Genomic DNA, 24,689 nt, shown 5'->3' on the forward strand with positions numbered 1-24,689 from the left:
GATCGCGATGGAAGATGGCCTGCGCTTCGCGATTCGCGAAGGCGGCCGTACCGTTGGCGCCGGCGTCGTCGCCAAGATCCTGCAGTAGGCCCGAAGGGCCCGGGCGTGCGCATGCGCGCCTGGGCCCTTTCCTTTTGACGGGACGTGCGTATAATGCGCGGCCCGTTTTCGCGCGGCGGATACCCACAGGGGCGTAGCTCAATTGGTAGAGCGGCGGTCTCCAAAACCGCAGGTTGGGGGTTCGAGACCCTCCGCCCCTGCCAGCGTCGGCAATGCAAGCCTAATCAATGGCTTGTGTTTCGACTCTGTTGGGCTTCGGTATCACGGTCGTGAATGAATTGCTGTTTTAGGTAGGCATGAACCAAACATCGCAGACGCCGTCCGACACGTCGCACGGCTCAAGGCTCGACACCCTCTGGTTGGTGGGTGCGCTGCTGGTCGTTGTGGGCGCCATTTTCGTCTTCTACCGCTATCAGAGTGACCTCAATGCCGCGATTCGCGCGGTGGTGATGATCGCCGGTATCGGCATCGGCGCATTTCTGGTCTACCAGGCTCGGATCGGCAAGACCACCTGGGACTACGTGCGCGGGGCGCGCGTGGAACTGCGCAAGACTGTGTGGCCGACCAAGCAGGAAGCGGTCCAGACCACGCTGATGATCGCGGTGGTCGTGCTGATCATGGCGGTGTTTCTGTGGGGCCTGGATGCCGCGCTGCTCAAGGGCGTCAAATTGCTGACCGGGAGAGCCTCATGACGATGCGCTGGTACGTCGTACACGCCTATTCGCAGTACGAGAATCAGGTCAAGAAGGCGCTGGCCGAGCGCATCCGCCGCGATGGGCTGGACGACTCGTTCGGCGACATCCTGGTGCCGACCGAAGAGGTCGTCGAAATCAAGGATGGCGTCAAGCGCACCACCGAGCGCAAGTTCTTCCCGGGCTATGTTCTGGTGCAGATGGACATGAACGAGGAAGCCTGGCACCTCGTCAAGAACACGCCGAAGGTGCTTGGCTTCATCGGTGGCACCCCGGACAAGCCGGCGCCGATCTCCGACAAGGAGGCCGCCCAGATCCTGTCGCGCGTGGAGGAATCGGTCGAAAAGCCGAAGCCCAAGACCCTGTTCGAGCCGGGCGAGAGTGTGCGCGTGATCGACGGGCCGTTCGCGGATTTCGCGGGTGTCGTCGAGGAAGTCAATTACGACAAGAACCGCCTGCGCGTCGCGGTTCTGATTTTTGGCCGGTCGACGCCGGTCGAGCTGGAATTTTCGCAGGTCGAGAAGGCCTGAAAGCCGTGAGGTGTCAGGCGTGCGGCGGGAAGCGTAAAAGCAGTTGCGCTTCCCGCCGCACACCTCGCCTCACGAACACCGGGGAGCCGCAAGGCGCTAGCACCCAAACCAGGAGTTGTCATGGCTAAGAAAGTAAAAGGCTACGTCAAGCTGCAGATTCCGGCAGGCAAGGCCAATCCGTCGCCGCCGGTCGGTCCCGCACTGGGCCAGCAGGGCGTCAACATCATGGAATTCTGCAAGGCCTTCAATGCGGCCACGCAGAAGCTGGAAGTCGGTCTGCCGACGCCGGTGGTGATCACGGTCTACTCCGACCGTTCGTTCACCTTCATCACCAAGACGCCGCCCGCGACCACGCTGATCAAGAAGGCGATCGGCCTCAAGTCGGGCAGTGCCACGCCGAACACCAACAAGGTCGGCAAGATCACGCGCGAGCAGCTCGAAGAGATCGCCAAGACCAAGTGGCCGGATCTGAACGCCGGCGATGCCGAAGCCGCGGTCCGCACGATCGCCGGTTCCGCCCGTTCCATGGGTGTCGAGGTCGAAGGGGTCTAAGTCATGGCAATCACGAAACGAAAGAAGCTGTTCAACGAAAAGGTCGAGGCCGGCAAGTCCTATCCGATCGACGAAGCCATCGCCCTGCTCAAGAGCGTGGCCAGTGCGAAGTTCCGCGAGTCCTTCGACATGTCCGTGAACCTCGGCATTGATGCGCGCAAGTCCGACCAGAACGTGCGCGGCTCCACCGTGCTGCCGCATGGCTCGGGCAAGAGCGTGCGCGTGGCGGTGTTCGCGCAGGGCGCCAAGGCCGAGGAGGCCAAGGCCGCCGGTGCAGACGCCGTGGGCATGGACGAGTTGGCGCAGGCGATGAAGGACGGTGATCTGAGCTATCAGGTCGTCGTGGCCGAACCGGCCGCCATGCGTGTCGTCGGCGCGCTGGGCCAGTTGCTGGGGCCGCGCGGCCTGATGCCGAACCCGAAGACCGGCACGGTCACGCCGAACGTGGGCGAGGCGGTCAAGAACGCCAAGGCCGGTATGGCCAAGTTCCGTACCGACAAGGCCGGCATCATTCATTGCGCGATCGGCGCCGCCGATTTCGAAGAAGCCAAGCTCAAGGACAATCTGGGCGCGGTGCTGCGCGATCTGCGTCGCGCCAAGCCGTCCACGTCCAAGGGCATCTACATCAAGAAGCTCACCCTGTCGACGACGATGGGGCCGGGTGTGCCGGTCGACCTTTCAAGCCTGCCCGAATAAATCGGGTCGGCGCAGCAAATCTTTGGCTGTGTGGTGAAAGCCACACCGTCTGAGACCGCAAGTGAACCGCCCGACAGGGCGGTGATTAAAGGCCCCGTGCCGCTCGCGTAGATGGTGAATCCGAAGGCTCGCGAGAGCCCGAGGCACCGGACAGGTGGAAGTCCGCGGCATGTTGGTAGGACTTCTTTTCGAGTAATGAGCTACCAGGAGATCGAACGTCTCATGGCTTTAAGGCTTGGTGACAAGAAGGCCCTGGTTGCGGAAGTGAACGAAGTCGCCCAGCGCGCGCTATCGGCAGTGGCTGCCGAATATCGCGGTCTGAAGGCGGGTCAGCTCGACATTCTGCGCAAGGAAGCCCGTGACAAAGGGATTTACCTGCACGTAGTGAAGAACACGCTGGCCAGCCGAGCGGTTGCAGGCACCGAATTCGAGTGCCTCCAGTCCGCGCTGACCGGGCCACTGATTCTCGGTTTCTCTCTGGAGGATCCGGGTGCGGTGGGTCGCGTGATCAAGGACTTCGCCAAGGCGAACGAAAAGCTGGTGGTCAAGGCTGTTGCGGTGGGAGGCACGCTCTATGGTGCCGCCGATCTCGACCGTCTGGCCTCGCTGCCGACCAAGGAGCAGGCCTTGTCCATGCTCCTCGGCACGATGCAGGCACCGATCAGCACCTTCGTTCGTACCCTGGCGGAGCCCACCGCCCAGTTTGTTCGCGTCGTTCAGGCGGTCGCGGACAAGCAGGCGGCGTGATCTCGTTCGGATCCGTTCCCAGGCTCAAAAGATTGGCTTTCCCACTTACGTTTTTGAGGTAAACAGCAATGGCACTTTCCAACCAGGAAATCCTTGACGCAATCAGCGAAAAGTCCGTCATGGACATCGTTGAGCTGGTCAAGATGATGGAAGACAAGTTCGGTGTGAGCGCTGCGGCCCCGGTCGCTGCTGCTGCGGGTCCGGCTGCGGCCGCCGCCCCGGCGGAAGAGCAGACCGAGTTCACCGTGGTTCTCGCCTCCTTCGGCGAAAACAAGGTCAACGTGATCAAGGCGGTTCGCGAACTCACGGGCCTTGGTCTGAAGGAAGCCAAGGACCTCGTCGAAGGCGCGCCGAAGGAGCTGAAGGAAGGCGTGTCCAAGGACGACGCCGCGGCGATGAAGAAGAAGCTCGAAGAAGCTGGCGCCAAGGTCGAGGTCAAGTAAGTCCCTTGAGGACGTGCCTGATTTCAGACACTGCGTTGACTGTTTCGAGTTGTTGTATCGAACGTCCGAGGCTGGGGGTGATCGACCCCCGGCCTCTGGCCGTTCGCTGCGTTTGAGAGAACCCACACGCATGACCGGGATTTCCGATCATGCGTGTGGATTCTGTGATGGTGCGGCAGCCCCGCATCTCAATCGACCGAGGTAGAACATCGATGGCCTACTCGTTCACCGAGAAAAAGCGCATCCGTAAGGATTTCCGTAAGCAGGACGAGACTCTGGAAGTCCCGTTCCTGCTCGCCACCCAAATCGATTCGTATCGTGGGTTTCTTCAGGCGGAGCTGCCCAATGCCAGTCGGCGTGAGCTCGGCCTGCATGCGGCCTTCCGTTCCGTGTTCCCGATGTCCAGTTTTTCGGGCAGCGCGGCACTGGAATACCTGTCGTACAAGCTCGGCGAACCGGTGTTCGACGAGAAGGAATGCCGGATTCGCGGACTGACGCTCGCAGCACCGCTGCGCGTCAAGACGCGCCTTGTCATCTACGACAAGGAGTCGAAGGAAAAGCGCGTCAAGGAAGTGCGCGAGCAGGAAGTCTACATGGGCGAAATTCCGCTCATGACCGACAACGGCACCTTCATCGTCAACGGCACCGAGCGTGTCGTGGTGTCGCAGCTGCATCGTTCGCCGGGCGTATTCTTCGACCACGACCGTGGCAAGACGCACAGCTCCGGCAAGCTGCTGTACTCGGCGCGCATCATTCCGTACCGCGGCTCATGGCTGGACTTCGAGTTCGATCCGAAGGACAACCTGTTCGTGCGTATCGACCGCCGCCGCAAGTTGCCGGCGACGATCCTGCTGCGCGCGTTGGGTTACGACAATCAGTGGATGCTCGAGAATTTCCACGAGCACAACATCTTCCACCTGGACGACGAAGGGGCCGAGCTTGAACTGGTTCCGGAACGCCTCAAGGGCGAGACGGCGCAGTTCGATATCGCCGCGGGCGGCAAGGTCATCGTCGAAGCCGGCAAGCGCATCACCGCACGCCACATCAAGCTGATCGGTGACGCCGGCCTGGACAAGCTGCGTGTGCCGGATGCATATGTCGTCGGCAAGGTGGTATCGAATGACATCGCCAGCGAAGACGGTGAACTCTTGGCCGCCGCCAACACCGAGATCACCGAGCCCTTGCTGGCCGAGTTCCGCAATGCCGGCATCAAGGAACTCAAGACGCTGTTCGTCAACGAACTCGACAAGGGTCCGTATGTCAGCACCACGCTGAACATCGACCCGACGCGCACGCGGATCGAGGCGCTGGTCGAGATCTACAGGATGATGCGTCCTGGCGAGCCGCCGACCAAGGATGCGGCCGAACAGCTGTTCCATAACCTGTTCTTCGCCGGCGAACGCTACGACCTGTCGGCCGTGGGCCGCATGAAGTTCAACCGTCGTCTGCGCCGTGAAGAGGTCACCGGTTCGGGCGTGCTGACGCACGAGGACATCATCGATGTCATGAAGGAGATCATCGCCATCCGCAACGGCGAAGGCATCACCGATGACATCGATCACCTCGGCAACCGCCGCATCCGTTCGGTGGGTGAAATGGCGGAGAACGTGTTCCGCACCGGGCTGGTCCGTGTCGAGCGCGCGGTGCGCGAACGCCTGGCCCTGGCCGAGGCCGACAACCTCACGCCGCAGGACCTGATCAATGCCAAGCCGGTCTCTGCCGCAGTCAAGGAGTTCTTCGGATCCTCCCAGCTGTCGCAGTTCATGGATCAGAACAATCCGCTGTCCGAGGTCACCCACAAGCGTCGCGTTTCGGCGCTGGGGCCGGGCGGCCTGACGCGCGAGCGCGCCGGTTTCGAAGTGCGCGACGTGCACCCGACGCACTACGGTCGCATCTGCCCGATCGAGACGCCGGAAGGCCCGAACATCGGTCTGATCAACTCGCTGTCGGTGTATGCGCGCACCAACGACTACGGTTTCCTCGAGACGCCGTATCGTCGCGTCATCGACGGCAAGGTCTCGGCCGAGATCGACTATCTGTCGGCGATCGAGGAAGGTCGCTACGTGATCGCGCAGGCGAACTCCGAACTCGACGAGTCCGGCGGCTTCGTCAACGACCTGATCTCCTGCCGCTTCCAGAACGAGTTCTCGCTGCTGGGGCCGGACCAGGTCCAGTACATGGACATTTCGCCGCGCCAGATCGTGTCGGTGGCGGCCGCGCTGATTCCGTTCCTGGAGCACGATGACGCCAACCGCGCCCTGATGGGTTCGAACATGCAACGTCAGGCCGTGCCGACGCTGCGCGCCGACAAGCCGCTGGTCGGCACCGGCATGGAGCGTCGCGTGGCTGTCGACTCCGGCAACGCCATCACCGCGATGCGCGGTGGCGTGGTCGACAAGGTCGACGCCTCGCGCATCGTGATTCGCGTCAACGATGACGAGACCGTCGCCGGTGAAGCCGGCGTCGATATCTACAATCTGATCAAGTACACGCGTTCCAATCAGAACACCTGCATCAACCAGAAGCCGATCGTGGCGCCGGGCGATGTCGTGGCCCGCAAGGACGTGATCGCGGACGGCCCTTCCACCGATATCGGTGAGCTGGCCCTGGGCCAGAACATGCTGATCGCGTTCATGCCCTGGAACGGCTACAACTTCGAGGACTCGATCCTGATTTCGGAGCGGGTGGTCGAAGAGGATCGCTTCACCACGATCCACATCGAGGAGCTGACCTGCGTCGCGCGTGAGACCAAGCTGGGGTCCGAGGAAATTTCCGCGGACATCCCCAACGTCAACGAAGCGGCGCTGCGCAAGCTCGACGAGTCCGGCATCGTCTACATCGGTGCCGAGGTCAAGGCTGCCGACATTCTCGTCGGCAAGGTCACGCCCAAGGGCGAGACCCAGCTGACGCCGGAAGAAAAGCTGCTGCGCGCGATCTTCGGCGAAAAGGCGTCCGACGTGAAGGACACCTCGCTGAAGGTGCCGCCGGGTATGGATGGCACCGTCATCGACGTGCGCGTGTTCACGCGTGAAGGCGTGAAGAAGGACAAGCGCGCGGTCTCGATCGAGGATTCCGAGCTGGCCCAGGTCCGCAAGGATTTGAACGACGAGCTGCGCATCTTCGAGGACGACATCTACGATCGTCTGTCGCGTGTGCTGATCGGCAAGACTGCCGACGGCGGACCGAAGCCGCTGAAGAAGGGCGACGAGGTCAGCGCGGAGTATCTCGAAGGCCTGGAGCGCGATCGCTGGTTCGAGGTTCGTCTCAAGGACGAAGACGCGCAGGTCGCGCTGGAAGTGGCGGCCAAGCAGATCAAGGACATGAAGTCCGAGTTCGAGAAGCGCTTCGAATCCAAGCGCACCAAGATCACCGCGGGCGACGAACTGGCCCCGGGCGTGCTGAAGATGGTCAAGGTCTATCTGGCCGTGAAGCGTCGCATCCAGCCGGGCGACAAGATGGCCGGCCGCCACGGCAACAAGGGCGTGATCTCGCAGATCGTGCCGGTCGAGGACATGCCGCACATGGCCGACGGAACCCCCGTCGACATCGTTCTCAACCCGCTGGGCGTGCCGTCGCGCATGAACATCGGCCAGTTGCTCGAAGTCCATCTGGGCTGGGCGGCCAAGGGCATCGGCCGCAAGATCAACGATATGCTGGAACAGAACAAGGCGGTCGGTGAGCTGCGCAAGTTCCTGGGCGAGGTCTACAAGAGCGAAGGCACGCAGAAGGTCGACCTCGACGAACTCGAGGATGCCGAAGTCGTGACGCTGGCGAAGAATCTCACCGGCGGTCTGCCGGTGGCGACGCCGGTGTTCGACGGCGCTGCCGAGCACGAGATCAAGGCCCTGCTGAAGCTCGCGGGTCTGCCCGAAACCGGGCAGACCACGCTGATCGATGGCCGCAGCGGTGAAGCGTTCTCGCGTACGGTGACCGTGGGCTACATGTACATGCTCAAGCTCAACCACCTCGTCGACGACAAGATGCATGCGCGTTCGACGGGGCCGTACTCGCTCGTGACCCAGCAGCCGCTGGGCGGCAAGGCGCAGTTCGGCGGCCAGCGCTTCGGCGAAATGGAAGTCTGGGCGCTGGAAGCCTATGGCGCGGCCTACACGCTGCAGGAAATGCTCACCGTCAAGTCGGACGACACCAACGGTCGTACGCGCATGTACAAGGCGATCGTCGATGGCGATCACCGCATGCACGCCGGCATGCCGGAATCGTTCAACGTGCTGGTCAAGGAAATCCGTTCGATCGGTCTCAACATCGAGCTGGACCAGTCCAACTAAGCGCGACATTGAATTGAATTCGGACAAGAATTCGGAGTAAGTCATGAAAGAACTGTTCAACCTGCTGAAGAGCTCGCAGGACGATTACGAGGACTTCGACGCGATCAAGATCGGTCTGTCCTCACCGGAAACGATTCGCGCCTGGTCCTTCGGCGAGGTCAAGAAGCCGGAGACGATCAACTACCGCACGTTCAAGCCGGAGCGTGACGGTCTGTTCTGCGCCAAGCTGTTCGGGCCGATCAAGGACTACGAGTGTCTTTGCGGCAAGTACAAGCGCCTCAAGCACCGCGGCGTGGTCTGCGAGAAGTGCGGCGTGGAAGTCACCGTGGCCAAGGTGCGTCGCGAACGCATGGGCCACATCGAACTGGCCTCGCCGGTCGCGCACATCTGGTTCCTGAAGTCGCTGCCCTCGCGTATCGGCCTGTTGATGGACATGCCGCTGCGCGCGATCGAACGCGTGCTGTACTTCGAGGCCCACGTGGTGGTCGACGGCGGCCTCACGCCGCTGGAGCGCGGCACCCTGCTGACCGAAGAGGAATACCTCGACGCGGTGGAGAAGTACGGTGATGAATTCGATGCACGCATGGGCGCCGAAGCCGTTCATGACCTCATCAAGCAGATCGACCTGCAGAAGGAAACGGTCAAGCTGCGTGAGGAGATCAACGCCACCGGTTCGGACACCAAGATCAAGAAGCTCGGCAAGCGCCTCAAGCTGATCGAGTACTTCCTGGCGTCGAGCAATCGCCCGGAATGGATGATCCTGACGGTGCTGCCGGTGCTGCCGCCGGACCTGCGTCCGCTGGTGCCGCTGGATGGTGGCCGCTTCGCGACTTCGGATCTCAACGATCTGTACCGCCGCGTCATCAACCGCAACAACCGCCTCAAGCGCCTGCTGGAACTGTCGGCGCCGGACATCATCGTGCGCAACGAAAAGCGCATGCTGCAGGAGTCGGTGGACGCGCTGATCGACAACGGCCGTCGTGGCCGTGCGATCACCGGCACCAACAAGCGCCCGCTCAAGTCGCTGGCCGACATGATCAAGGGCAAGCAGGGCCGCTTCCGCCAGAACCTGCTGGGCAAGCGTGTCGACTACTCCGGCCGTTCGGTCATCGTGGTCGGCCCGACGCTGAAGCTGCACCAGTGCGGCCTGCCCAAGAAGATGGCGCTGGAGCTGTTCAAGCCGTTCGTGTTCTCGCGCCTGCAGCGCCTCGGCCACGCGACCACGATCAAGGCCGCCAAGAAAATGGTCGAGCGTGAAGACGGTCTGGTCTGGGATGTGCTCGAAGAGTGCATCAAGGAGCACCCGGTTCTGCTGAACCGCGCGCCGACGCTGCATCGTCTGGGCATCCAGGCCTTCGAGCCGATCCTGATCGAAGGCAAGGCGATCAACCTGCATCCGCTGGTCTGCACCGCGTTCAACGCCGACTTCGACGGCGACCAGATGGCCGTACACGTGCCGCTGTCGCTCGAAGCGCAGATCGAAGCGCGTGTGCTGATGATGTCGACCAACAACATCCTCTCGCCGGCCAACGGCGATCCGATCATCGTGCCGTCGCAGGACGTTGTTCTGGGCCTGTACTGGATGACGCGTGATCGCATCAACGCCCCAGGTGAGGGCATGGTCTTCGCGGACGTGTCCGAAGTGCATCGCGCTTATGAGTCCGGTGCCCTGGATCTGCAGGCCAAGATCAAGGTACGTCTGAACGACTACGAGGATCAGCAGGACGACAGCGTCAAGGCGGTGCGTCATATCGTCGACACCACGACCGGTCGTGCCCTGTTGTCGGAAATACTTCCGGAGGGCGTACCGTTTTCCGTGGTCAACAAGACGCTGACCAAGAAGCAGGTCTCCGGCGTCATCAACTACGTGTATCGCCGCTGCGGAACCAAGGATTCGGTCATCTTCGCCGATCAGCTGATGTACACCGGCTTCCGCATGTCGACCAAGGCCGGCGTCTCGTTCTGCATCGACGACATGGTCGTGCCGGACGAGAAGGTCAAGGTTCTGTCCGAGGCCGAGGACAAGGTCAAGGAGATCAACGAGGAGTACTCGCAGGGTCTGACCACGGCCGGTGAACGCTACAACCGCGTCGTCGACGTATGGTCACGCGCCAATGACGACGTGTCACGGGCGATGATGACGCGTATCGGCTCCGAGTCGGTGGTGGATCGTGACGGCAAGGAAGTCAAGCAGCCGAGCTTCAACTCGGTGTTCATCATGGCCGACTCCGGTGCGCGTGGCTCGCAGGCGCAGATTCGTCAGCTGGCCGGCATGCGTGGCCTGATGGCCAAGCCGGACGGCTCGATCATCGAAACGCCGATCACCGCGAACTTCCGCGAAGGCCTCAACGTTCTGCAGTACTTCATCTCGACCCACGGCGCTCGTAAGGGCCTGGCCGATACGGCGTTGAAGACCGCGAACTCGGGCTACCTGACGCGTCGTCTGGTCGACGTCGCCCAGGACGTGGTGGTGACGGCAGAAGATTGCGAAACCGAGCACGGCCTGCAGATGACGCCGATCGTCGAGGGGGGAGACATTCTCGAGCCGCTGCGCGATCGCGTGCTCGGCCGCGTTACGCTGGGCCCGATCTACAAGCCCGGCACCGACGAGGTTCTGGTCGACACCGGCGTGATGCTCGACGAAAAGCTCTGCGACATCATCGAACGCAACAGCGTCGACGAGGTCTGGGTGCGCTCGCCGATCACCTGCGAGCTGCCGTTCGGTATCTGCGGCAAGTGCTATGGCCGCGACCTGGCGCGTGGCCATGTCGTCAACATCGGCGAGTCGGTGGGCGTCATCGCCGCTCAGTCGATCGGCGAACCGGGCACGCAGTTGACCATGCGTACCTTCCACGTCGGCGGCGCGGCTTCGCGTGCGGCTGCGGCGGATGGCGCGGACGTGCGTGCCAGCGGCACGATCAAGCTGCACAACGTCAAGACCGTCAAGAACCGCGACGGCAACCTCGTCGCGGTATCGCGTTCCGGTGAAATCGGCGTGATCGCGGCCGATGGTCGCGAGCGTGAGCGCTACAAGATTCCGTACGGTGCGACGATTCTGGTGTTCGACGGCGAAGAGGTGAAACCGGGCCAGCGTGTCGCCAAATGGGATCCGCATACCCACCCCATCGTCACCGAGCTGGCCGGTACCGTACGCCTGCTCGATTTCGAGGAAGGCGTCAGCGTGCACCGCGAAGAGGACCCCGTCACCGGTGTGTCGACCCTGGTCGTCACCGAAGGCAAGGGCCGCTCGGCCGGACGCGATCTGCGGCCGACGATTCAGTTGCTCGATGAGAGCGGCGAGGAAATGTGCTTCCCGGGCACCGACATTCCAGCGAACTACTCGCTGCCGCCGAAGGCGGTCGTGGGCGTCGAGGACGGAGCCAGGCTCGGCGTCGGCGACATCATCGCCCGTCTGCCTCAGGAAGCCTCCAAGTCGCGTGACATCACCGGCGGTCTGCCGCGTGTGGCCGACCTGTTCGAGGCGCGCAAGCCCAAGGACCCGGCGGTGTTGGCCGAGGCATCGGGCACGGTCAAGTTCGGCAGCCCGACCAAGGGCAAGACCCGCCTGAAGATCGTCAAGTCCGACGGCGACGAGGTCGAACTGCTGATTCCGAAGTGGCGGCAGATCGGGGTGTTCGAAGGCGAGCACGTCGAGCAGGGCGAAATCATCTCCGACGGCGAGCCGAGCCCGCACGACATTCTGCGGCTGCAGGGCGTGACCGCGCTGGCGAACTATCTGGTGAAGGAAATCCAGGACGTCTACCGCCTGCAGGGTGTGAAGATCAACGACAAGCACATCGAGACGATCATTCGTCAGATGCTGCGCAAGGTCGAGGTCACGCAGGTCGGTGACGCGCGCTTCCTGCAGGGCGAGCAGGTCGAGATGTTCCAGGTCAACAGCGAGAACCGGAAGATGAAGGCCGACGGCCTGGCGGGCGCCAAGTTCAATCGCCTGCTGCTGGGCATCACCAAGGCCAGCCTGTCGACCGAGTCGTTCATCTCGGCAGCCTCGTTCCAGGAAACCACCCGCGTTCTGACGGAAGCCTCGGTGCGTGGTTCGCGCGACGAACTGCGTGGACTCAAGGAAAACGTCATCGTCGGTCGCCTGATACCGGCCGGTACCGGTCTGGCGTTCCACGAGCAGCGCCGGCGCGCCAAGGGCGGCAGTTTCCTTGCCGATCTGCAACGCACCAGCAGCATGTCCGGAGCCTTCGACGCGGTCGGTGGCGAAGCGCCGATCCGCGACACCGGCATGACCGTGGACGCGGACAGCGGTGATGTGGCAGATGCGGACAGCGGAGAGTCCGAGGGCAGCGAGGAATAAGTCAGCCTCAAGAAAAACGGCGCCTCGGCGCCGTTTTTTTTGATCTTCTTTTGAGGGCGACGGTAACGGTGTGCCGCCACCGCTTTGAGTGCTGCTGGCGCGCTGCGGACGTTCAGGCGGCGACGCTGGGTAACCAGCGCGTGGCGAACTCCTCCGCCGGAATCGCTCGGCCGTAGAGATAGTCCTGTGCGTAGCGACAGCCGAGAGACTGCAGGCTGCCGTGCTGGATTTCGGTTTCCACGCCCTCGGCGATACGTCCACGTCGAGGCTGTCGCCCAGCGCCAGAATCGCGCGCACCATTCCGGCCGCCCTCGTGTCCGGCAAATCCGCCACGAACGAGTGATCGACCTTGAGCCGGTCCAGCGGAAGATCACGCAGTCGTCCCAGCGATGAAAAGCCGGTGCCAACGTCGTCGACCGAGAAGCGCACACCTTCGCCGCGCAGGCGGCGCACCGCCTGCCAGCCGGCATCCTGCGTGTTGGCGGCGATCGCCTCGATCAGCCCCAGTTCCTGGTTGAGCCCGGCTTCATGAGCCAGCGGCATGAAGGTGGAGGGCGGAATCCATTTGCCACCGCGCCGCCAGCGCAGCAGCGCTTCGGCGCCGACAATTTCGCGCGTACGCACCGTGACCTGTGCTTGGTAGTGGCACACCAGGGTGCCGTTACTGAAGGCCGCGCGCAGATCGGCGACCAAGGAAACCCGTTCGCTCGCGAGCAGATTGATGCCGCTGTCGTATCGGCGGAAACGTCCGGCCCGCGCGCGCTTGGATTCGATCATCGTGGAATTCGCGTGCTCGAACAGGGCGGCTGCGTCTGACCGCCGCCCTTGTCACGACCTTCGAGCAGGCCTGCGGGCGCCTGAGCTGGTATGCCACCCGCTGGCAGATCGAGGTGTATCACCGCACGCTCAAAAGCGGCTGCAAGATCGAAGAGCGCCAACTCGGTAGCGCCGTCCGGCTTCAAGCCTGCCTGACCATCGAACCTGGTCGTCGCCTTGCGTGTCTTGCATCTGACCAAGCTCGGTCGCGATGTCCCCGAGATGCCGTGCAGCGTCTATTTCGAACAGGGCCCGTGGAAAGCTCTGGTGGCCTACCACAGCCAGAGCCCCGAGCCGCCCGAGACCGAGCCCAGCTTGCATGAGGCCACGCGCATAGTGGCTGCGCTGGGCGGCTTCCTCGGCCGCAAAGGCGACGGCGAACCCGGCACGAAATCCCTCTGGGGCGGCCTGCAGCGACTCGACGACCTCACCAATATGTACCGCGTCTTCAGCCGTAGCCGTGCCCCTCCCCGTGTTCAGCAAACTTATGGGCAAAAGTCAGGGCAAGTGGGCCAGGGTAGCTCGGCATCACGCGGCGCGTGATTCACGTTAGTCGATGAGCGCCAACAGATGCGCGGTCACAGCCAACTGCAGCAGCCAGTCGGCGGCAAGTCCAGCCAGCAACAGCGCCGAACCGACCAGCACCAGGCTCAAGCGAATGCTGCCGCCCAGCACCGCGACGGCACTCCGGGTACTGCCAAAGTAGACCGTGCCGATCGGCCTCAGGTAGTAGAACAGCGAAATCACGGTATTGATGACGGCGGCCACAGCCAGCCAGGCGTAGCCGCCGTCGATCGCCACCGAGAACAGCAGCAGCTTGCCGACGAAGCCCACCAGCGGCGGAATGCCGGTCAGCGACAGCAGACTGACGACCAGCACCAATGCCGCCATCGGCCGTATCGCGCCCAGGCCGGCGTAATCGACCAGCCGCGTGCGCCCGCGCAGCTCGGCCACGACGGCGAAGGCGGCGAGATTGGCCAGCGCATAGCCCAGCAGGAAGTAGAGCAGGGCCGCTTCGGCCCGCGGCGAAAGTCCGACCAGTGCCACGGCCACCAGCGCATAGCCGGACTGCGAGACCGAAGACCAGCCGAGCAGCCGCCGCAGGTCGTCCTGCCACAGCGCGGCGAGATTGCCCAGGCTCATCGTCAGCAGTGCCAGTACCGCGACCAGCGGCCGCAAGTCCAGGGTTTCGACCGGGAACAATCCGACCAGCCGCGCCAATGCCACCGCAGCGCCGACTTTCGGCACCACGGTGAGAAACGCCGCAGCCGGCACCGGCGCGCCTTCGGCGACGTCCGGCAGCCAGGCGTGCAGCGGAAAGGCCGCCAGCTTGAAGGCGATGCCGAGTACGCACAGGCCGGCGCCGATCAGCAGCAGCGGAGAGGCTTCCGCGCCGGCAAGAGCCGTCGCCATCGCGTCGTAGCGCGTCGTGCCGAGCAGGCCGAACAGCAGCGTCACACCGACCATCAGCAGCGCATTGGCGAAGGCGCCGATCAGGAAATACTTCATGCCGGCCTCGACCGAGATCGACCAGTCGCGGTGGTAAGCCGCCAGCGTGTAGCCAGTCACCGAGGACAGCAGCACCGCAAGGCTGAGCTGCAGCAGGTCCGCGGCACCGGCCAGCATCATGGCGCCCAGCGCGGACAACAGCAGCAGACTGTAGAACTCGCCGTGGCGACGGTCGTCGGCCAGCCAGCGCGGCGCCAGCAGCACACACAGGCCGCTGGCCAGAACGATCAGCAGACGCGCCTGCACGGCGATGCCGTCCAGCGCCCAGCTTCCGGAGAAGCCGAGCCGCGGTGGCGTCGTCAGCTGCTGTGCACCAAGCAGCAGCGCGGCGAGCACGCCGAGCAGCGCGATGCCGGCACACAGTGGCTGCCGCGACTGCGGCAGGAAGGCCGCCGCCAGCAGCGCCGCCACCGCCGCCAGCGCCAGCGCGATCTCGGGGCCGACGTCACCGATCGGCATCGTCAGCCGCCGACGATCATGGCCGCTGCGCGTTCGATCGGCAGCAGCAGCCAGGCGGGATAGACACCGATCAGCAGCACCAGCGCCAGCAATACCGTCAGCACGGCCAGTTCCACCCCGCGCAGGTCCGCAAACGCCGGCTGGCCCTGCGGCGCCGTCCCGAAGAACAGCCGCTGCACCATCTGCAGGAACAACGCGGCCGTCACCAGGACGCCGAGCAGCGCGATCGCCGCCATCCACGGATGCAGCACGAAGGTGCCGGCGAAGATCTGGAATTCGGCGACGAAGCCGGCCAGACCCGGCAGGCCGAGGCTGGCGAAGGCGGCGACGATGAAGGCCGCCGCAAGCTTCGGCGCATTGCCGGCAAGTCCGCCGTAGTGAGCCATTTCATAGTCCTGACGGCGCTGCCAGAAGACGCCCGTCATGAAGAACAGCGAACCGGTGATCAGACCGTGCGCGAGCATCTCGACCACGGCGCCGCTCAGGGCCAGCTGCCGCGCGGGGGTTTCCCCGGCCCGCATGGAACCGGCGGCCGCGATGCCGAGCACGGAGTAACCCATGTGGTTGATCGAGGTGTAGGCGATGCGCTGCTTGAGATTGCTCTGCGCCAGGGCCACCAGTGCGCCCCAGAGGATCGAGGCCAGCGCCAGCGCCGCCAGCCACGGCGCGTGGCGGGCAAAGGTTTCGCCCATCATCGACAGCGGGATGCGGATCAGCCCGTAGCCCCCCATCTTCAGCAGCACGCCGGCAAGTATCGCCGAGGCCGGAGCCGGCGCCTGCACGTGCGCCGGCGGCAGCCAGGTGTGAACCGGAAACAGCGGCGTCTTCACCGCAAAGCCGAAGACGAAGCCGAGCAGCACCAGGGTCGCGCGCAGGCCGCCGCCGTCGAGCGGCTGGCGCTCGATCAGCACCCGCATGTCGAAGCTCAGCGGCGCATCGCCCAGCGTCAGACCGAGGATCGCGAGCAGGATCGCCAGTGAGCCGGCAAGCGTGTAGAGGAAGAACTTCAGCGCCGCGCGTGGGGCATCGTCGTGGCCCCAGCGTCCGATCAGGAAATACATGCCGACCAGGCTGAGGTCGAAGAACACGTAGAACAGCAGCAGGTCCAGCGCGAGGAACACGCCCAGCGAGACGCCCTGCAGGAACAGCAGCCAGGCATACCAGTGCCGGGCCCGCGCACCGAGCACCTGCGGCCAGGCCAGCGCGGCGACGAACAGCAGTGCGCTCATCGCGGCCAGGCTCAGCGAGATGCCGTCCACGCCGAGGCGCCAGCCGACGCCGAGCGAGGCGATCCACGGCAGGTCGACCACGTGCTGGAACGCCGGTGCGCCGGCGCTGCCGTCGAAACCCACCCAGGCGGCGGCGAGCAGCAGCAGCGGAACCAGGCCGAACGGCAGCGCGCACAGACGCGCCCGCCGCGCATCCAGCCGCGTGCCGGAGGCCAGAACCAGAGCGCCGAACAGCGGGACGAGGATCGTCAGCGTCAACATCGTCAGCTCCCGAGGATGAGCATCGCACCGAGCAGGGCCGCGGCGACAACGATCAGGCTGTAGTACTGGTGTGCAAGACCGCCCTGCAGGCGCGGCGCGATGCGACCGCCGAAGCTGACCAGGCGCGCCACGCTTGCGGGCGCCCCGTCGCTGAGGCGCTCGCCAGGTCCGGCGCCCAGGCGCGCACAGGCGCGGGCCAGCCCTGCGGCGCCGCGCGCGCCCCGCTCCACCGCGCGCGCATCGAAGCGGGCAAAGCCGCGCGCAGCCCGCAGGCCGAATGCGGCGATGCCGCGCACCGGGGCGTCGAGCAGCCCCTCGTCGACCCGGCGGCAGGTCTGCGACAGGGCCGTCACCGGCCCCACGAACAGGCGTTCGATCAGGCGCGGCAGGCCCAGCCATTCCGCCGCTGCGGTGGGCGCGAGCCAGCGGCGCGCCGAGATGGCGCCGAGCGCGAGGCCGGCCAGCACGAACAGCAGAGACAGCAGCTGCTCGCCAGGCGGCGAAGCGGGGATCTCGCCGGCGAGTACGATCGCGATGCGGTCGCGTAGCGGCGCCAGCCACAGCACGCCCAGCAGCAGGCAGGCCAATGCCAGCGTGCCGATGGCGGCGCATTCTGCGGTGCCGGGCGCGCGGCCGCGCGTATCCGTGCCGGTGCCGCGGCCAAAGGCGAGCCACTGGAAGCGCAGCGCGTAGGCAGCGCTGAGGCCGCCGGCCAGCATCGCCAGCAGCGCCGGCGCCGGGCCGCGATGCGCTACCGCGCCGGCGATGGCCTCCTTGCTCCAGCCGCCGCCGAGCGGCGGCAGGCCGGCCAGCGCCAGCGCGGCGACGGCGCTGAATGCCGCCACCGCCGGCATGCTGCGGCCGAGGCGCAGCCGCGGCAGCTCGTAGTGCCCGGCGCGCTCGCCGGCCGTGCCGGCGGCGAGGAACAGCGGCGCCTTGAACGCGGCGTGCGTCAGCAGGTGCAGCAGCGCCACCAGCGGATAGCCGGCGCCGACCGCCGCGAACATCAGGCCGAAATGGGCCGAGGTCGATGCCGCCAGCAGTTTCTTCGCGTGCGTCTGCAGCAGCGCGACCAGGCCACCGCAGAGCGCGGTGGCAAGGCCGAGCACCATCGTCGCGGCGCCAAACCACGCCAGCGCGGCGAACGCCGGCTGCAGCCGGACCAGCAGCCAGGCGCCGGCCGCAACCATGGCTGCGGCATGCAGCAGCGCCGAGACCGAAGTCGGCCCTGCCATCGCGCGGAACAGCCACGGCGAGAACGGCAGCTGGCCCGATTTGGCGGCGGCGGCCATCAGTACACCGGCTGCGACCAGAACGAGCAGCGATGGTGGCAGGTCCACAAGCGCGGCATAGTCGAACGAACCACTGCCGGCATAGGCCGCCATCACGGCAACGAACAGGCCGAGGTCGCCGGCCCGCGTGATAACGAAGGCGTAGCTGCCGGCGGCGCCGGCTTCCGGCGCCTGCCAGCGATGCGCGATCAGCGCCCAGGAACAGGCACCGACGAGTTCCCAGGCGATCAGCAATGTCAGCAGGTCGGCGGCGATGAGCAGCAGCTCCATCCCGGCGCAGAAAAGCAGCAGCAGCCCGATCAGACGGCGCAGGCCGGCGGCGTGCTCGTGGGCCGCGGCGTAGACGCAGACCGGCAGCGCCACCGCGGGCACCAAAACAGCCATGACGCTGGCCTGCGGCGGCATCCCGGCGCGGAGCTGCAGGGCGCCGCTCCAGGCCAGCGTCGCCTCCTGCCCGGCAGCCGCCGCGGCCAGCGCCAGCGTCGCGGCCAGCGCCAGCGCCGCCACGGCGCCAAGGTAACCGCGATGCGCCGGCCCCGGCAGCACGGCCAAACCGGCAACGGCCGGCAACAGCGGCAACAGCCAGGGCGTCATCGCCGGAGCGTGCCGAGGCTGTCGACGGTGTCGATCTGGCGCCGCCGGAACAGGGCCGCGACCAGCGCGAAGCCGATCGCCATCTCCACCGCCATCACCGCCATCACCACGATCGCCAGCAACTGGCCCTTCGGGCTGCCGGCGGCGGCCATCGACCAAAAGCCGATGGCCGCCAGCAGCACACCGTTGAGCATCAGCTCCAGACCCATCATCAGCATGACGAAGGACTGCTGCGACAGTGCACCGTACAGGCCGATGCCGATCAGCGCTGCGGCGACGATGAGGACCAGCGCCAGCGTCACGGCGCGTCTCCGTGGCGGTCTTCGCCCTGCTCGTTCCGCGGCCGGCGCCCGGCCGGTTCACCGCCCGGCTCCAGACCCGGCGGCCGCGCCCCCGCGTCCGCCGGCCCGTAGCGGCCGTTGCGGCTGGACAGCACCACCGTGCCGATCATCGCCGCCAGCAGCGTCAGGCCGGCGGTCTCGAAGCTCAGCATCGACGGTCCCAGCAGTTCCGTACCAAGATCGCGGATCACCGGCCGCGCGGGATCGACCGGCCGCTCCGGAAGATCGCTGAACAGCACCGCGAGGCTCAAGCCGGCGAAGACGGCGATGCCGGCCAGCGCGGCGAAGCGCTGCTGGTGGACCATCGACATCGGGTTGAGGCCGGCCGGATTCATCATGAAGGCGACCATGAACAGCGCCATCACCATCATCTCCACGGCCATCATGAAAATCGTCGCCAAGCCCAGGTACGGGGCCGACAGCAGCAGCATGATCGCGCCGACGGCGAAGAACGAAAGCATCAGCAGGAAGGACGCGCGCACCATGCTGTCGGTGCGGAACACGCGCCAGCCGCAGAGCACGGCGACGGACGCCAGCACGGCGAAGGCGAGGTCCGCGGCGCTCATCGCAGCGCCCCCAGGCCGGCGACCAGCAGATCGACGAAGGCCAGCGGCATGAGCACGACCCACAGCAGCGTCATCATCCGCGCCGGCGGCGTGCGGGCCAGCGTCCGCTCCAGCGCCAGCACCAGCAGCAGCACGGCCGCAGACTTGAGCAGCAACCACAGCGGCGGTGGCAGCAGCGGCCCGAGGTAGCCGCCGAGAAAGGCGCTCGCCGCCACCGCCGAGAACGAAACCAGCATCGCCAGCTTGGCGACCCGCCAGCCCAGGCGCGCGCGGCCTGAGGCTTCGGCCTGAGTGCCGCCGGCGAGGTCGGTCGAGTCGCCGTAATCGAACGGCCCGCGCAAGCTCAGCGTCAGTCCGAGCAGCAGGAACAGCGGCAGCCCCAGCGGCTGGCGCAGCAGATTCCAGCCGTCGCGCTGGGATTCGACGATGGCCGGCAGCGACAGCGATTCGGCCGGCAGCGCCGCGCCGATCAGCACGAACATGCTCAGCAGCATCGTCGGCAGGCCGACCGCGACGTAGCGATAGGCGCCGATCAACGGCAGCGGGGCATTGGCCGACCATCCGTGCAGGAACACCGCGACCACTGTCAGCGCCTCGCAGGCGCCCCACAGCACGATGCCGGCATCCGGACGCGCTACAACGAGTTCCGGCGCCAGCGGCACCACGGACAGGCCGATCACGGCCAGCGCGAAGTACAGCAGCGGCGCCAGCGCCAGGTTCAGGGCGTCGGGCCGCTCGGTGGGGACACGCTGTTGCAGCAGCAGGCGCGCCGAGTCACAGGCCATCGCCAGCGGCGAACCGCCCTGCAGCAGCCGCGCGGCGGCGGCGGCGGCGAAAACCATGCCGAGCAGCAACACCGCAAGGCTTGCGGCAGCGGCCATCAGGCAGCCTCCGCCGGGGCGCCAGCCACCACGGACGGACCGGCTATGCGCAGCAGCGCCGGACTGTCGTAGCTGTTGATCAGCAGCAGCGCCTCGTGCCATTCCAGGCCCGGCAGCTGTCCGAGCAGCGGCGCGGCGTCTTCGCCTGACGCGGGCGTTCCGGAGAGGGCGCAGACGAGACGTTCGCGCACGCCGCCGAGCCGCGGCGGGATCGCCAGCAGTGCGCCGTGGCGGCGCGCGCGGCGCAGCAGGGCCGGGCCGTCGCCGGCCATGCCGGCCGCAGCGCGACGCGCCAGCTGCGGCAGTCCGAGCAGCTCCAGCAGGCGCGCGGCGAGGCGCAGCCCGGCGCCTGGCCCGGGGTCCGGCCAGGGCGGCGACAGGACCCGCGCATGTTGGATGACATCGCCCTGCAGTTCGAATTCCAGAGCAAGGCCCGGTGGCAGCAGCGGGAAGAACGGGCCGAGGCTCAGCTTGAGCGCGTCGAGCATCAGGCCGTCGCGGTGCTCCTTGCCCATCATCGGCATTGGCCGGCCGTAAGGCCTGCCGCCCATCATGCCTTCACCGCCCTGGCCATGCGAACCCTTGCCCTGCCACGGCGCTGGCGGCTCGTCGGGCAGAGTGTCCGGTTCGGATTCCAGCTCACCGCGAAACAGCCGCTGCTGGATGTCGTGCAGCAGCGGCAGTGGGTCGGCGCCCGCGTCGAGCGCCCAGGCGCGGCCGGGCAGGAAGCCGGGCTCGACGCCCCAGCACAGCGTTGCACGCGGATGCGGCAACTGGTCGTGCAGACGCATCAGCGGCTGCACATCGTGCGCGCGCAGCTCGCCGGCGACCAGCAGGACCGTGGCCTCACGGATGCTGCGCGCCATGCGCAGGCGCGGCGCATGCGCCAGGCGCGCCACACGCGCGGCAGCGCCGCCGCCGATCGCCGGGTAGACAACGGCGTCTGCACGGCCGGCCAGCCTGAGAAGTGCGCCTACTGCCACCGGAACACTCCTTCACGCCACGCATAGAGGATGCCGACCGACAAAATGGCGAGGAACATGCCCATCTCGCCCAGGGCCTTGATCCCTTCGGCAACGTAGACCACGGCCCAGGGATACATGAACATCATCTCCATCTCGAAGGCGATGAACAGAAGGGTCATCGGGTAGTAGCGCAAGTGATAGCGTTGCCAGGCATGCGTGGCCATCGTGCCGCCCCCAAGGAAGGGTGCGCGCTGAGGCCAGCTGGCTCCGCCCGGTTTATGCGGGCTGGCGACAAGGGCGGCCACGACTGCCGTCGACAAGGCGACACAGAGCATGACCGCAAACTGCAGCAATTGATCGTGCGACATCACGTCTTCTCAATAGTTCTGTAAGGAGCCGACGTCTCCCAAGCTGATTGCCATTGGGAACCTCACGGGGTGAAGTCGCGCTGAACTGGGAAGGCTCCCGCCGCGACTCGGAATCGAACGCATCCGGACAGCGGCGCACAGCCCCGCCCTGTCAGCACCTTCTTCGTGCTGCAGCTCCGGCGTATTCGTAGCCGACATGGCAGGGAAATTCGGGGGCGAAAACCTTCGGCAGCCGCAAACCGGTGCTACCAGTTCCGGAGACGCAACGGCAGCTGGCAACGAGGGGTGCCGAGACGATCTGTTTGAAGACGTACCAGGTAGGTCTACGGGTAGATCACAAGAGGGCCGAACCGGTACACAGCGCGTTCCAAACTGTCCGTGATTGCGGGGTAGAACCCCTCAAAAGCGGCGCTGCCAGGTAGTCACCCAAGTTCTCTGGGAAAAGGATCCGACGGCGACCCTTCCCGGATCTGAACCCGAACCGGGCACCGGGACGGCGATCGACATGATCGCTCATGCGCAATTGCGCAGGAAAACAGTCGCAGGGTCTCGGGCTCTGGCATGAATCGGATGCCAGACACCGCTTGCGAAAAATGTGGGCCCGGCGTGGACCCGGCCCAAACACAAAGGGCCTGTATCTCTGCAGGCCCTTGATTCTTTGGTGGAGCGGGTTACGGTGACAGCTTACTGTATCCCCTGCTCGGTCCGAACCAATTCGTGCGTTTTGTATACCGTCACCGTACCCCCCAAAGACGGATTTCTTGCTCGAACCGTTCAAATAGAATCGGGTGCCCTGGCGAACGCGCCTGCGTACTGGCACGACAAAGCGAATCGCATGGCAATTGGCCCAAGCGATGCAAGAATGCAAGCTGAGCAAAACGCGCATGGCCGAACTGCTCCATACCAGCCGTACGCAGGTCAATCGTCTGCTCAATCCAGCGGAAGGAAACGTCACACTGGAAACCCTTCAACGCGCGGCCGACGCCGTGGGCCGGAAACTGCGTCTGGAACTGGTTTGACCCAGGGCAGCAAGAAACCACGGCCCGCCGTCGCATTTGGGCGTTTACGCGCAGTGGCGTGGCCGTCATGCCAAGCTGGTAGGCGGGCTTGAAATGCTCAAGGATGACGCGCCACGAACTGTCGTCCCTCGCGCTTCCCCGGTGGCATTCATCGACGATGATGAGGTCGAAGAAGTCCGGCGGATAATCGCGGAAAAGCCCGGCGCGGCGCTCGTCCTCGGCAAGCGCCTGATAGATGGCGAAATACATTTCCCGGCTTTTGACGATCTCGCCGGATTCGATCTTGTGGCGCGCGTCCCCGAAGGGGGTAAAGGTCTTGTCCTTCGGGTCGTCGATGAGGATGTTGCGGTCGGCGAGGAACAGGATGCGCGGCTTGCGATGCTCCCCGGTCCTGTTCCAGCGGCTCGACCAGAGCTTCCAGCAAATCTGGAAGGCCACGATGGTCTTGCCCGTTCCCGTCGCCATGGTGAGAAGCAGGCGCTTCTTCCCGGCAAGGATGGCTTCGACCGCCCGGTTGATGGCGATCTGCTGGTAGTATCTCGGCGCCGTTGGTGGCGTAGGCGTATTTGAGGCCGAGGATTTCCGCATAGTCGCGGGCCTGCTGCACGGCATCGGTCGCGGATTTGTAGCTGGCCTTGGCCTCGACCACGGCTAGCGGAAAGTCCCGCGTGTAGCGCAGCAGATAGTCCACACGTTTGGGCGGCTTGCGGACAAAGCCCTTGCCCACGGGAATGACGCGGCCGTCCGTGATGGTGCGCTGCTCGGCGATGGAATGGGGTTCGTTATCCCACCCCGCCGATTGCAGCTTGGGCACGACGAATTTCCGGCATGTGTCGGCTTCGTTCGTCATGCTCCCCCGCTGCCCCCCTGTTGTTCTTCTACCTTGCGCTTTATCCAGTTTGCGATTTCCTGCCGCTGGAACCGCCACGATCCGCCGACCTTGAAGCCAGGAATCTTGCCTGCCGAGGCGAGCTTGTAGGCGGTCTTCTCATTGATCTTGAGAAGTTCCGCCACCTCCCGGATCGTCAGGATTTCGTCGCTCATGCGCCCGCCGTGACTCGTGTGGTTGGGGAAGTGTATAGAAGATCGGAGAAAATTAGGGAAGATAGCGGTGGCTGCCTATCCTGAGGTCGAGCAACGGCGGCAGGAACCGGAGCCGCCGCAGCATCATATTGAAAAATCCGCGCTAAAAGCGGATAACGAGATATGATCCGAGTCGAGCGATCAGCCTTGTCCACTTACGCTTCCGGCCTGCTTGCTGCGGGCCGGGGGGTCTTTTCTGCGGATGAAGCGCAGAAGGAGATCGGCATCAGCCGGGGCGCATTCCTCGACGCCGCCGAGCGTTTGCAGAGAGGCGCGGCCAGCTCATCCGGCCCCGGCGCGGCTTCTACGTGGTCGTACCGCCACAGCACGCCACGACGGGAGCGCCGCCGCCTGAGTGGTACATCGACGCCCTCATGCGCCATGAAAAGCGGCCCTATTATGTGGGGCTGCTGGCGGCGGCGGCGGCGGTCCACGGCGCTTCCCATCAGGCCGTCATGGAGTTTCAGGTCGTCACGGACAAACTTCTGCCCGACATCGAGGCCGGACGGACGCGGATCGTCTTTTCCTATCGCAAGGACATGGCGGCGGTGTCGTCGGGGGTCGAGGATCGCAAGACGCAATCGGGCTATATGAAGCTGTCCTCGCCGGAGCTGACGGCGCTCGATCTGGTGCGCTACCCGCAATCCGGCGCGGGCCTGGACAACATTGCGACGGTGCTTTCCGAGCTTGCCGAACGGCTGCAACCGGAAAAGCTCGCCTCCCTGTCGGGCGCTTTCGAGAGAGCGGTCGTGCAGCGCCTCGGGCATCTGCTCGGAAGGTTGGGGCACCCGCAGATAGCGGAAGCGATGTTCACGGCGCTATCGGCGCGGGGGCCGCTGCCGTGGGTCGAACTCGATCCCAAACAGGCAGGCGATCCCGATTTGTCGCCGCCGCCATCCGAACGCGATGAACGCTGGCGCGTGATCGTTCGCCGGCCGCCGGAGATCGACGAATGATCCCGCAGGATTACATCACC

At 65.3% G+C, this 24,689-nt stretch carries 22 protein-coding genes, 1 tRNA gene and 2 pseudogenes; 13 read left to right on the top strand and 12 right to left on the bottom strand.

The window, feature by feature from the left end; genetic code table 11:
• The 10 genes from RM530_RS03640 to rpoC form a co-directional block, all read left to right on the top strand.
• Nucleotides 1–88: EF-Tu C-terminal domain-related protein (locus tag RM530_RS03640; RefSeq protein WP_311364051.1), on the top strand; the 88-nt coding region annotated here is incomplete at its 5' end.
• A gap of 99 nt (nucleotides 89–187) precedes the next feature.
• A tRNA-Trp gene (locus RM530_RS03645) sits at nucleotides 188–263 on the top strand.
• A 93-nt stretch (nucleotides 264–356) separates the two neighbouring features.
• A complete protein-coding gene (gene secE / locus RM530_RS03650) occupies nucleotides 357–752 on the top strand; it encodes a preprotein translocase subunit SecE (RefSeq protein WP_311363852.1) in 396 nt (131 codons plus the stop codon).
• Nucleotides 749–1,282, top strand: a complete 534-nt coding sequence (gene nusG, locus RM530_RS03655; RefSeq protein WP_311363853.1) for a transcription termination/antitermination protein NusG — start codon at nucleotides 749–751, stop codon at nucleotides 1,280–1,282. Before secE ends, nusG begins: the two co-directional genes overlap by 4 nt.
• Nucleotides 1,283–1,402: 120 nt before the next feature.
• A complete protein-coding gene (rplK, locus tag RM530_RS03660; RefSeq protein WP_311363854.1) occupies nucleotides 1,403–1,834 on the top strand; it encodes a 50S ribosomal protein L11 in 432 nt (143 codons plus the stop codon).
• 3 nt (nucleotides 1,835–1,837) lie between these two features.
• A complete protein-coding gene (gene rplA, locus RM530_RS03665; RefSeq protein ID WP_311363855.1) occupies nucleotides 1,838–2,530 on the top strand; it encodes a 50S ribosomal protein L1 in 693 nt (230 codons plus the stop codon).
• A 222-nt stretch (nucleotides 2,531–2,752) separates the two neighbouring features.
• On the top strand, nucleotides 2,753–3,277 hold the full coding sequence (gene rplJ / locus RM530_RS03670) for a 50S ribosomal protein L10 (RefSeq protein WP_311364052.1): 525 nt from the start codon (nucleotides 2,753–2,755) through the stop codon (nucleotides 3,275–3,277).
• Nucleotides 3,278–3,345: 68 nt separating this feature from the next.
• Nucleotides 3,346–3,720: a 50S ribosomal protein L7/L12 gene (gene rplL, locus RM530_RS03675; RefSeq protein WP_311363856.1), complete on the top strand. Its 375-nt coding sequence runs from the start codon at nucleotides 3,346–3,348 to the stop codon at nucleotides 3,718–3,720.
• Nucleotides 3,721–3,932: 212 nt separating this feature from the next.
• Nucleotides 3,933–8,006, top strand: coding sequence for a DNA-directed RNA polymerase subunit beta (gene rpoB, locus RM530_RS03680; protein WP_311363857.1), 4,074 nt, complete (start codon nucleotides 3,933–3,935; stop codon nucleotides 8,004–8,006).
• A 43-nt stretch (nucleotides 8,007–8,049) separates the two neighbouring features.
• A complete protein-coding gene (rpoC, locus tag RM530_RS03685) occupies nucleotides 8,050–12,330 on the top strand; it encodes a DNA-directed RNA polymerase subunit beta' (protein WP_311363858.1) in 4,281 nt (1,426 codons plus the stop codon).
• 112 nt (nucleotides 12,331–12,442) lie between these two features.
• Here rpoC and RM530_RS03690 read toward each other — a convergent pair whose 3' ends face one another.
• Nucleotides 12,443–12,571 carry a hypothetical protein gene (locus tag RM530_RS03690; protein WP_311363859.1) on the bottom strand — a complete coding sequence of 43 codons (129 nt, stop codon included), beginning with the start codon at nucleotides 12,569–12,571 and terminating at the stop codon, nucleotides 12,443–12,445.
• Between the two features lie 23 nt (nucleotides 12,572–12,594).
• A pseudogene (locus tag RM530_RS18940) lies at nucleotides 12,595–12,954 on the bottom strand (EAL domain-containing protein); the annotation flags it as partial.
• Between RM530_RS18940 and RM530_RS03695 the strand changes: the two are divergent.
• Entirely contained in the window at nucleotides 12,859–13,146 is a 288-nt protein-coding gene (locus RM530_RS03695; protein WP_311363860.1) for a hypothetical protein, read from the top strand. The pseudogene RM530_RS18940 and the gene RM530_RS03695 overlap by 96 nt on opposite strands.
• A 177-nt stretch (nucleotides 13,147–13,323) precedes the next feature.
• A complete protein-coding gene (locus RM530_RS03700; RefSeq protein WP_311363861.1) occupies nucleotides 13,324–13,689 on the top strand; it encodes an IS4 family transposase in 366 nt (121 codons plus the stop codon).
• A 6-nt stretch (nucleotides 13,690–13,695) separates the two neighbouring features.
• Here RM530_RS03700 and RM530_RS03705 read toward each other — a convergent pair whose 3' ends face one another.
• The 10 genes and pseudogenes from RM530_RS03705 to RM530_RS03750 form a co-directional block, all read right to left on the bottom strand.
• Nucleotides 13,696–15,114, bottom strand: a complete 1,419-nt coding sequence (locus tag RM530_RS03705) for an NADH-quinone oxidoreductase subunit N (RefSeq protein WP_311363862.1) — start codon at nucleotides 15,112–15,114, stop codon at nucleotides 13,696–13,698.
• A 2-nt stretch (nucleotides 15,115–15,116) separates the two neighbouring features.
• Nucleotides 15,117–16,604 carry a complex I subunit 4 family protein gene (locus RM530_RS03710; protein WP_311363863.1) on the bottom strand — a complete coding sequence of 496 codons (1,488 nt, stop codon included), beginning with the start codon at nucleotides 16,602–16,604 and terminating at the stop codon, nucleotides 15,117–15,119.
• Nucleotides 16,605–16,606: 2 nt separating this feature from the next.
• The gene (locus tag RM530_RS03715) at nucleotides 16,607–18,490 is read right to left on the bottom strand and encodes a proton-conducting transporter transmembrane domain-containing protein (RefSeq protein ID WP_311363864.1); all 1,884 of its coding nucleotides are present in this window, start codon (nucleotides 18,488–18,490) and stop codon (nucleotides 16,607–16,609) included.
• A complete protein-coding gene (nuoK, locus tag RM530_RS03720) occupies nucleotides 18,487–18,792 on the bottom strand; it encodes an NADH-quinone oxidoreductase subunit NuoK (RefSeq protein ID WP_311363865.1) in 306 nt (101 codons plus the stop codon). The genes RM530_RS03715 and nuoK overlap by 4 nt, the downstream gene beginning before the upstream one ends.
• Entirely contained in the window at nucleotides 18,789–19,397 is a 609-nt protein-coding gene (locus RM530_RS03725) for an NADH-quinone oxidoreductase subunit J family protein (RefSeq protein ID WP_311363866.1), read from the bottom strand. Before RM530_RS03725 ends, nuoK begins: the two co-directional genes overlap by 4 nt.
• Nucleotides 19,394–20,278 (bottom strand): NADH-quinone oxidoreductase subunit H, encoded by an 885-nt coding sequence (locus tag RM530_RS03730; RefSeq protein ID WP_311363867.1) that lies wholly within the window; start codon nucleotides 20,276–20,278, stop codon nucleotides 19,394–19,396. Before RM530_RS03730 ends, RM530_RS03725 begins: the two co-directional genes overlap by 4 nt.
• Complete coding sequence (locus RM530_RS03735) at nucleotides 20,278–21,261, bottom strand: hypothetical protein (protein ID WP_311363868.1); 984 nt, start codon at nucleotides 21,259–21,261, stop codon at nucleotides 20,278–20,280. The genes RM530_RS03730 and RM530_RS03735 overlap by 1 nt, the downstream gene beginning before the upstream one ends.
• Nucleotides 21,252–21,611: an NADH-quinone oxidoreductase subunit A gene (locus RM530_RS03740; RefSeq protein ID WP_311363869.1), complete on the bottom strand. Its 360-nt coding sequence runs from the start codon at nucleotides 21,609–21,611 to the stop codon at nucleotides 21,252–21,254. Before RM530_RS03740 ends, RM530_RS03735 begins: the two co-directional genes overlap by 10 nt.
• A 1,067-nt stretch (nucleotides 21,612–22,678) precedes the next feature.
• Nucleotides 22,679–23,480 (bottom strand): annotated as a pseudogene (locus tag RM530_RS18630) (DEAD/DEAH box helicase family protein); the annotation flags it as partial.
• Nucleotides 23,477–23,674: a helix-turn-helix domain-containing protein gene (locus RM530_RS03750; protein ID WP_311363871.1), complete on the bottom strand. Its 198-nt coding sequence runs from the start codon at nucleotides 23,672–23,674 to the stop codon at nucleotides 23,477–23,479. The pseudogene RM530_RS18630 and the gene RM530_RS03750, both read right to left, overlap by 4 nt.
• A gap of 413 nt (nucleotides 23,675–24,087) precedes the next feature.
• Here RM530_RS03750 and RM530_RS03755 point away from each other — a divergent pair, with 413 nt between their 5' ends.
• Nucleotides 24,088–24,669: a type IV toxin-antitoxin system AbiEi family antitoxin gene (locus tag RM530_RS03755; protein WP_349256168.1), complete on the top strand. Its 582-nt coding sequence runs from the start codon at nucleotides 24,088–24,090 to the stop codon at nucleotides 24,667–24,669.
• Nucleotides 24,670–24,689: the final 20 nt, after the last annotated feature.

Origin of the sequence: Banduia mediterranea (assembly GCF_031846245.1) — a bacterium.
GTDB classification, from domain to species: Bacteria; Pseudomonadota; Gammaproteobacteria; order Nevskiales; family Nevskiaceae; genus Banduia; species Banduia mediterranea.

Excerpts from the sequence above, each read along its gene's own strand:
- secE (WP_311363852.1), top strand. The coding sequence starts at position 357 with ATGAACCAAACATCGCAGACGCCGTCCGACACGTCGCACGGCTCAAGG.
- nusG (WP_311363853.1), top strand. The coding sequence starts at position 749 with ATGACGATGCGCTGGTACGTCGTACACGCCTATTCGCAGTACGAGAAT.
- rplK (WP_311363854.1), top strand. The coding sequence starts at position 1,403 with ATGGCTAAGAAAGTAAAAGGCTACGTCAAGCTGCAGATTCCGGCAGGC.
- rplA (WP_311363855.1), top strand. The coding sequence starts at position 1,838 with ATGGCAATCACGAAACGAAAGAAGCTGTTCAACGAAAAGGTCGAGGCC.
- rplJ (WP_311364052.1), top strand. The coding sequence starts at position 2,753 with ATGGCTTTAAGGCTTGGTGACAAGAAGGCCCTGGTTGCGGAAGTGAAC.
- rplL (WP_311363856.1), top strand. The coding sequence starts at position 3,346 with ATGGCACTTTCCAACCAGGAAATCCTTGACGCAATCAGCGAAAAGTCC.
- rpoB (WP_311363857.1), top strand. The coding sequence starts at position 3,933 with ATGGCCTACTCGTTCACCGAGAAAAAGCGCATCCGTAAGGATTTCCGT.
- rpoC (WP_311363858.1), top strand. The coding sequence starts at position 8,050 with ATGAAAGAACTGTTCAACCTGCTGAAGAGCTCGCAGGACGATTACGAG.
- RM530_RS03695 (WP_311363860.1), top strand. The coding sequence starts at position 12,859 with ATGAGCCAGCGGCATGAAGGTGGAGGGCGGAATCCATTTGCCACCGCG.
- RM530_RS03705 (WP_311363862.1), bottom strand. The coding sequence starts at position 15,114 with ATGCCGATCGGTGACGTCGGCCCCGAGATCGCGCTGGCGCTGGCGGCG.
- RM530_RS03710 (WP_311363863.1), bottom strand. The coding sequence starts at position 16,604 with ATGTTGACGCTGACGATCCTCGTCCCGCTGTTCGGCGCTCTGGTTCTG.
- RM530_RS03715 (WP_311363864.1), bottom strand. The coding sequence starts at position 18,490 with ATGACGCCCTGGCTGTTGCCGCTGTTGCCGGCCGTTGCCGGTTTGGCC.
- RM530_RS03725 (WP_311363866.1), bottom strand. The coding sequence starts at position 19,397 with ATGAGCGCCGCGGACCTCGCCTTCGCCGTGCTGGCGTCCGTCGCCGTG.
- RM530_RS03730 (WP_311363867.1), bottom strand. The coding sequence starts at position 20,278 with ATGGCCGCTGCCGCAAGCCTTGCGGTGTTGCTGCTCGGCATGGTTTTC.
- RM530_RS03740 (WP_311363869.1), bottom strand. The coding sequence starts at position 21,611 with ATGTCGCACGATCAATTGCTGCAGTTTGCGGTCATGCTCTGTGTCGCC.
- RM530_RS03750 (WP_311363871.1), bottom strand. The coding sequence starts at position 23,674 with ATGAGCGACGAAATCCTGACGATCCGGGAGGTGGCGGAACTTCTCAAG.
- RM530_RS03755 (WP_349256168.1), top strand. The coding sequence starts at position 24,088 with ATGCGCCATGAAAAGCGGCCCTATTATGTGGGGCTGCTGGCGGCGGCG.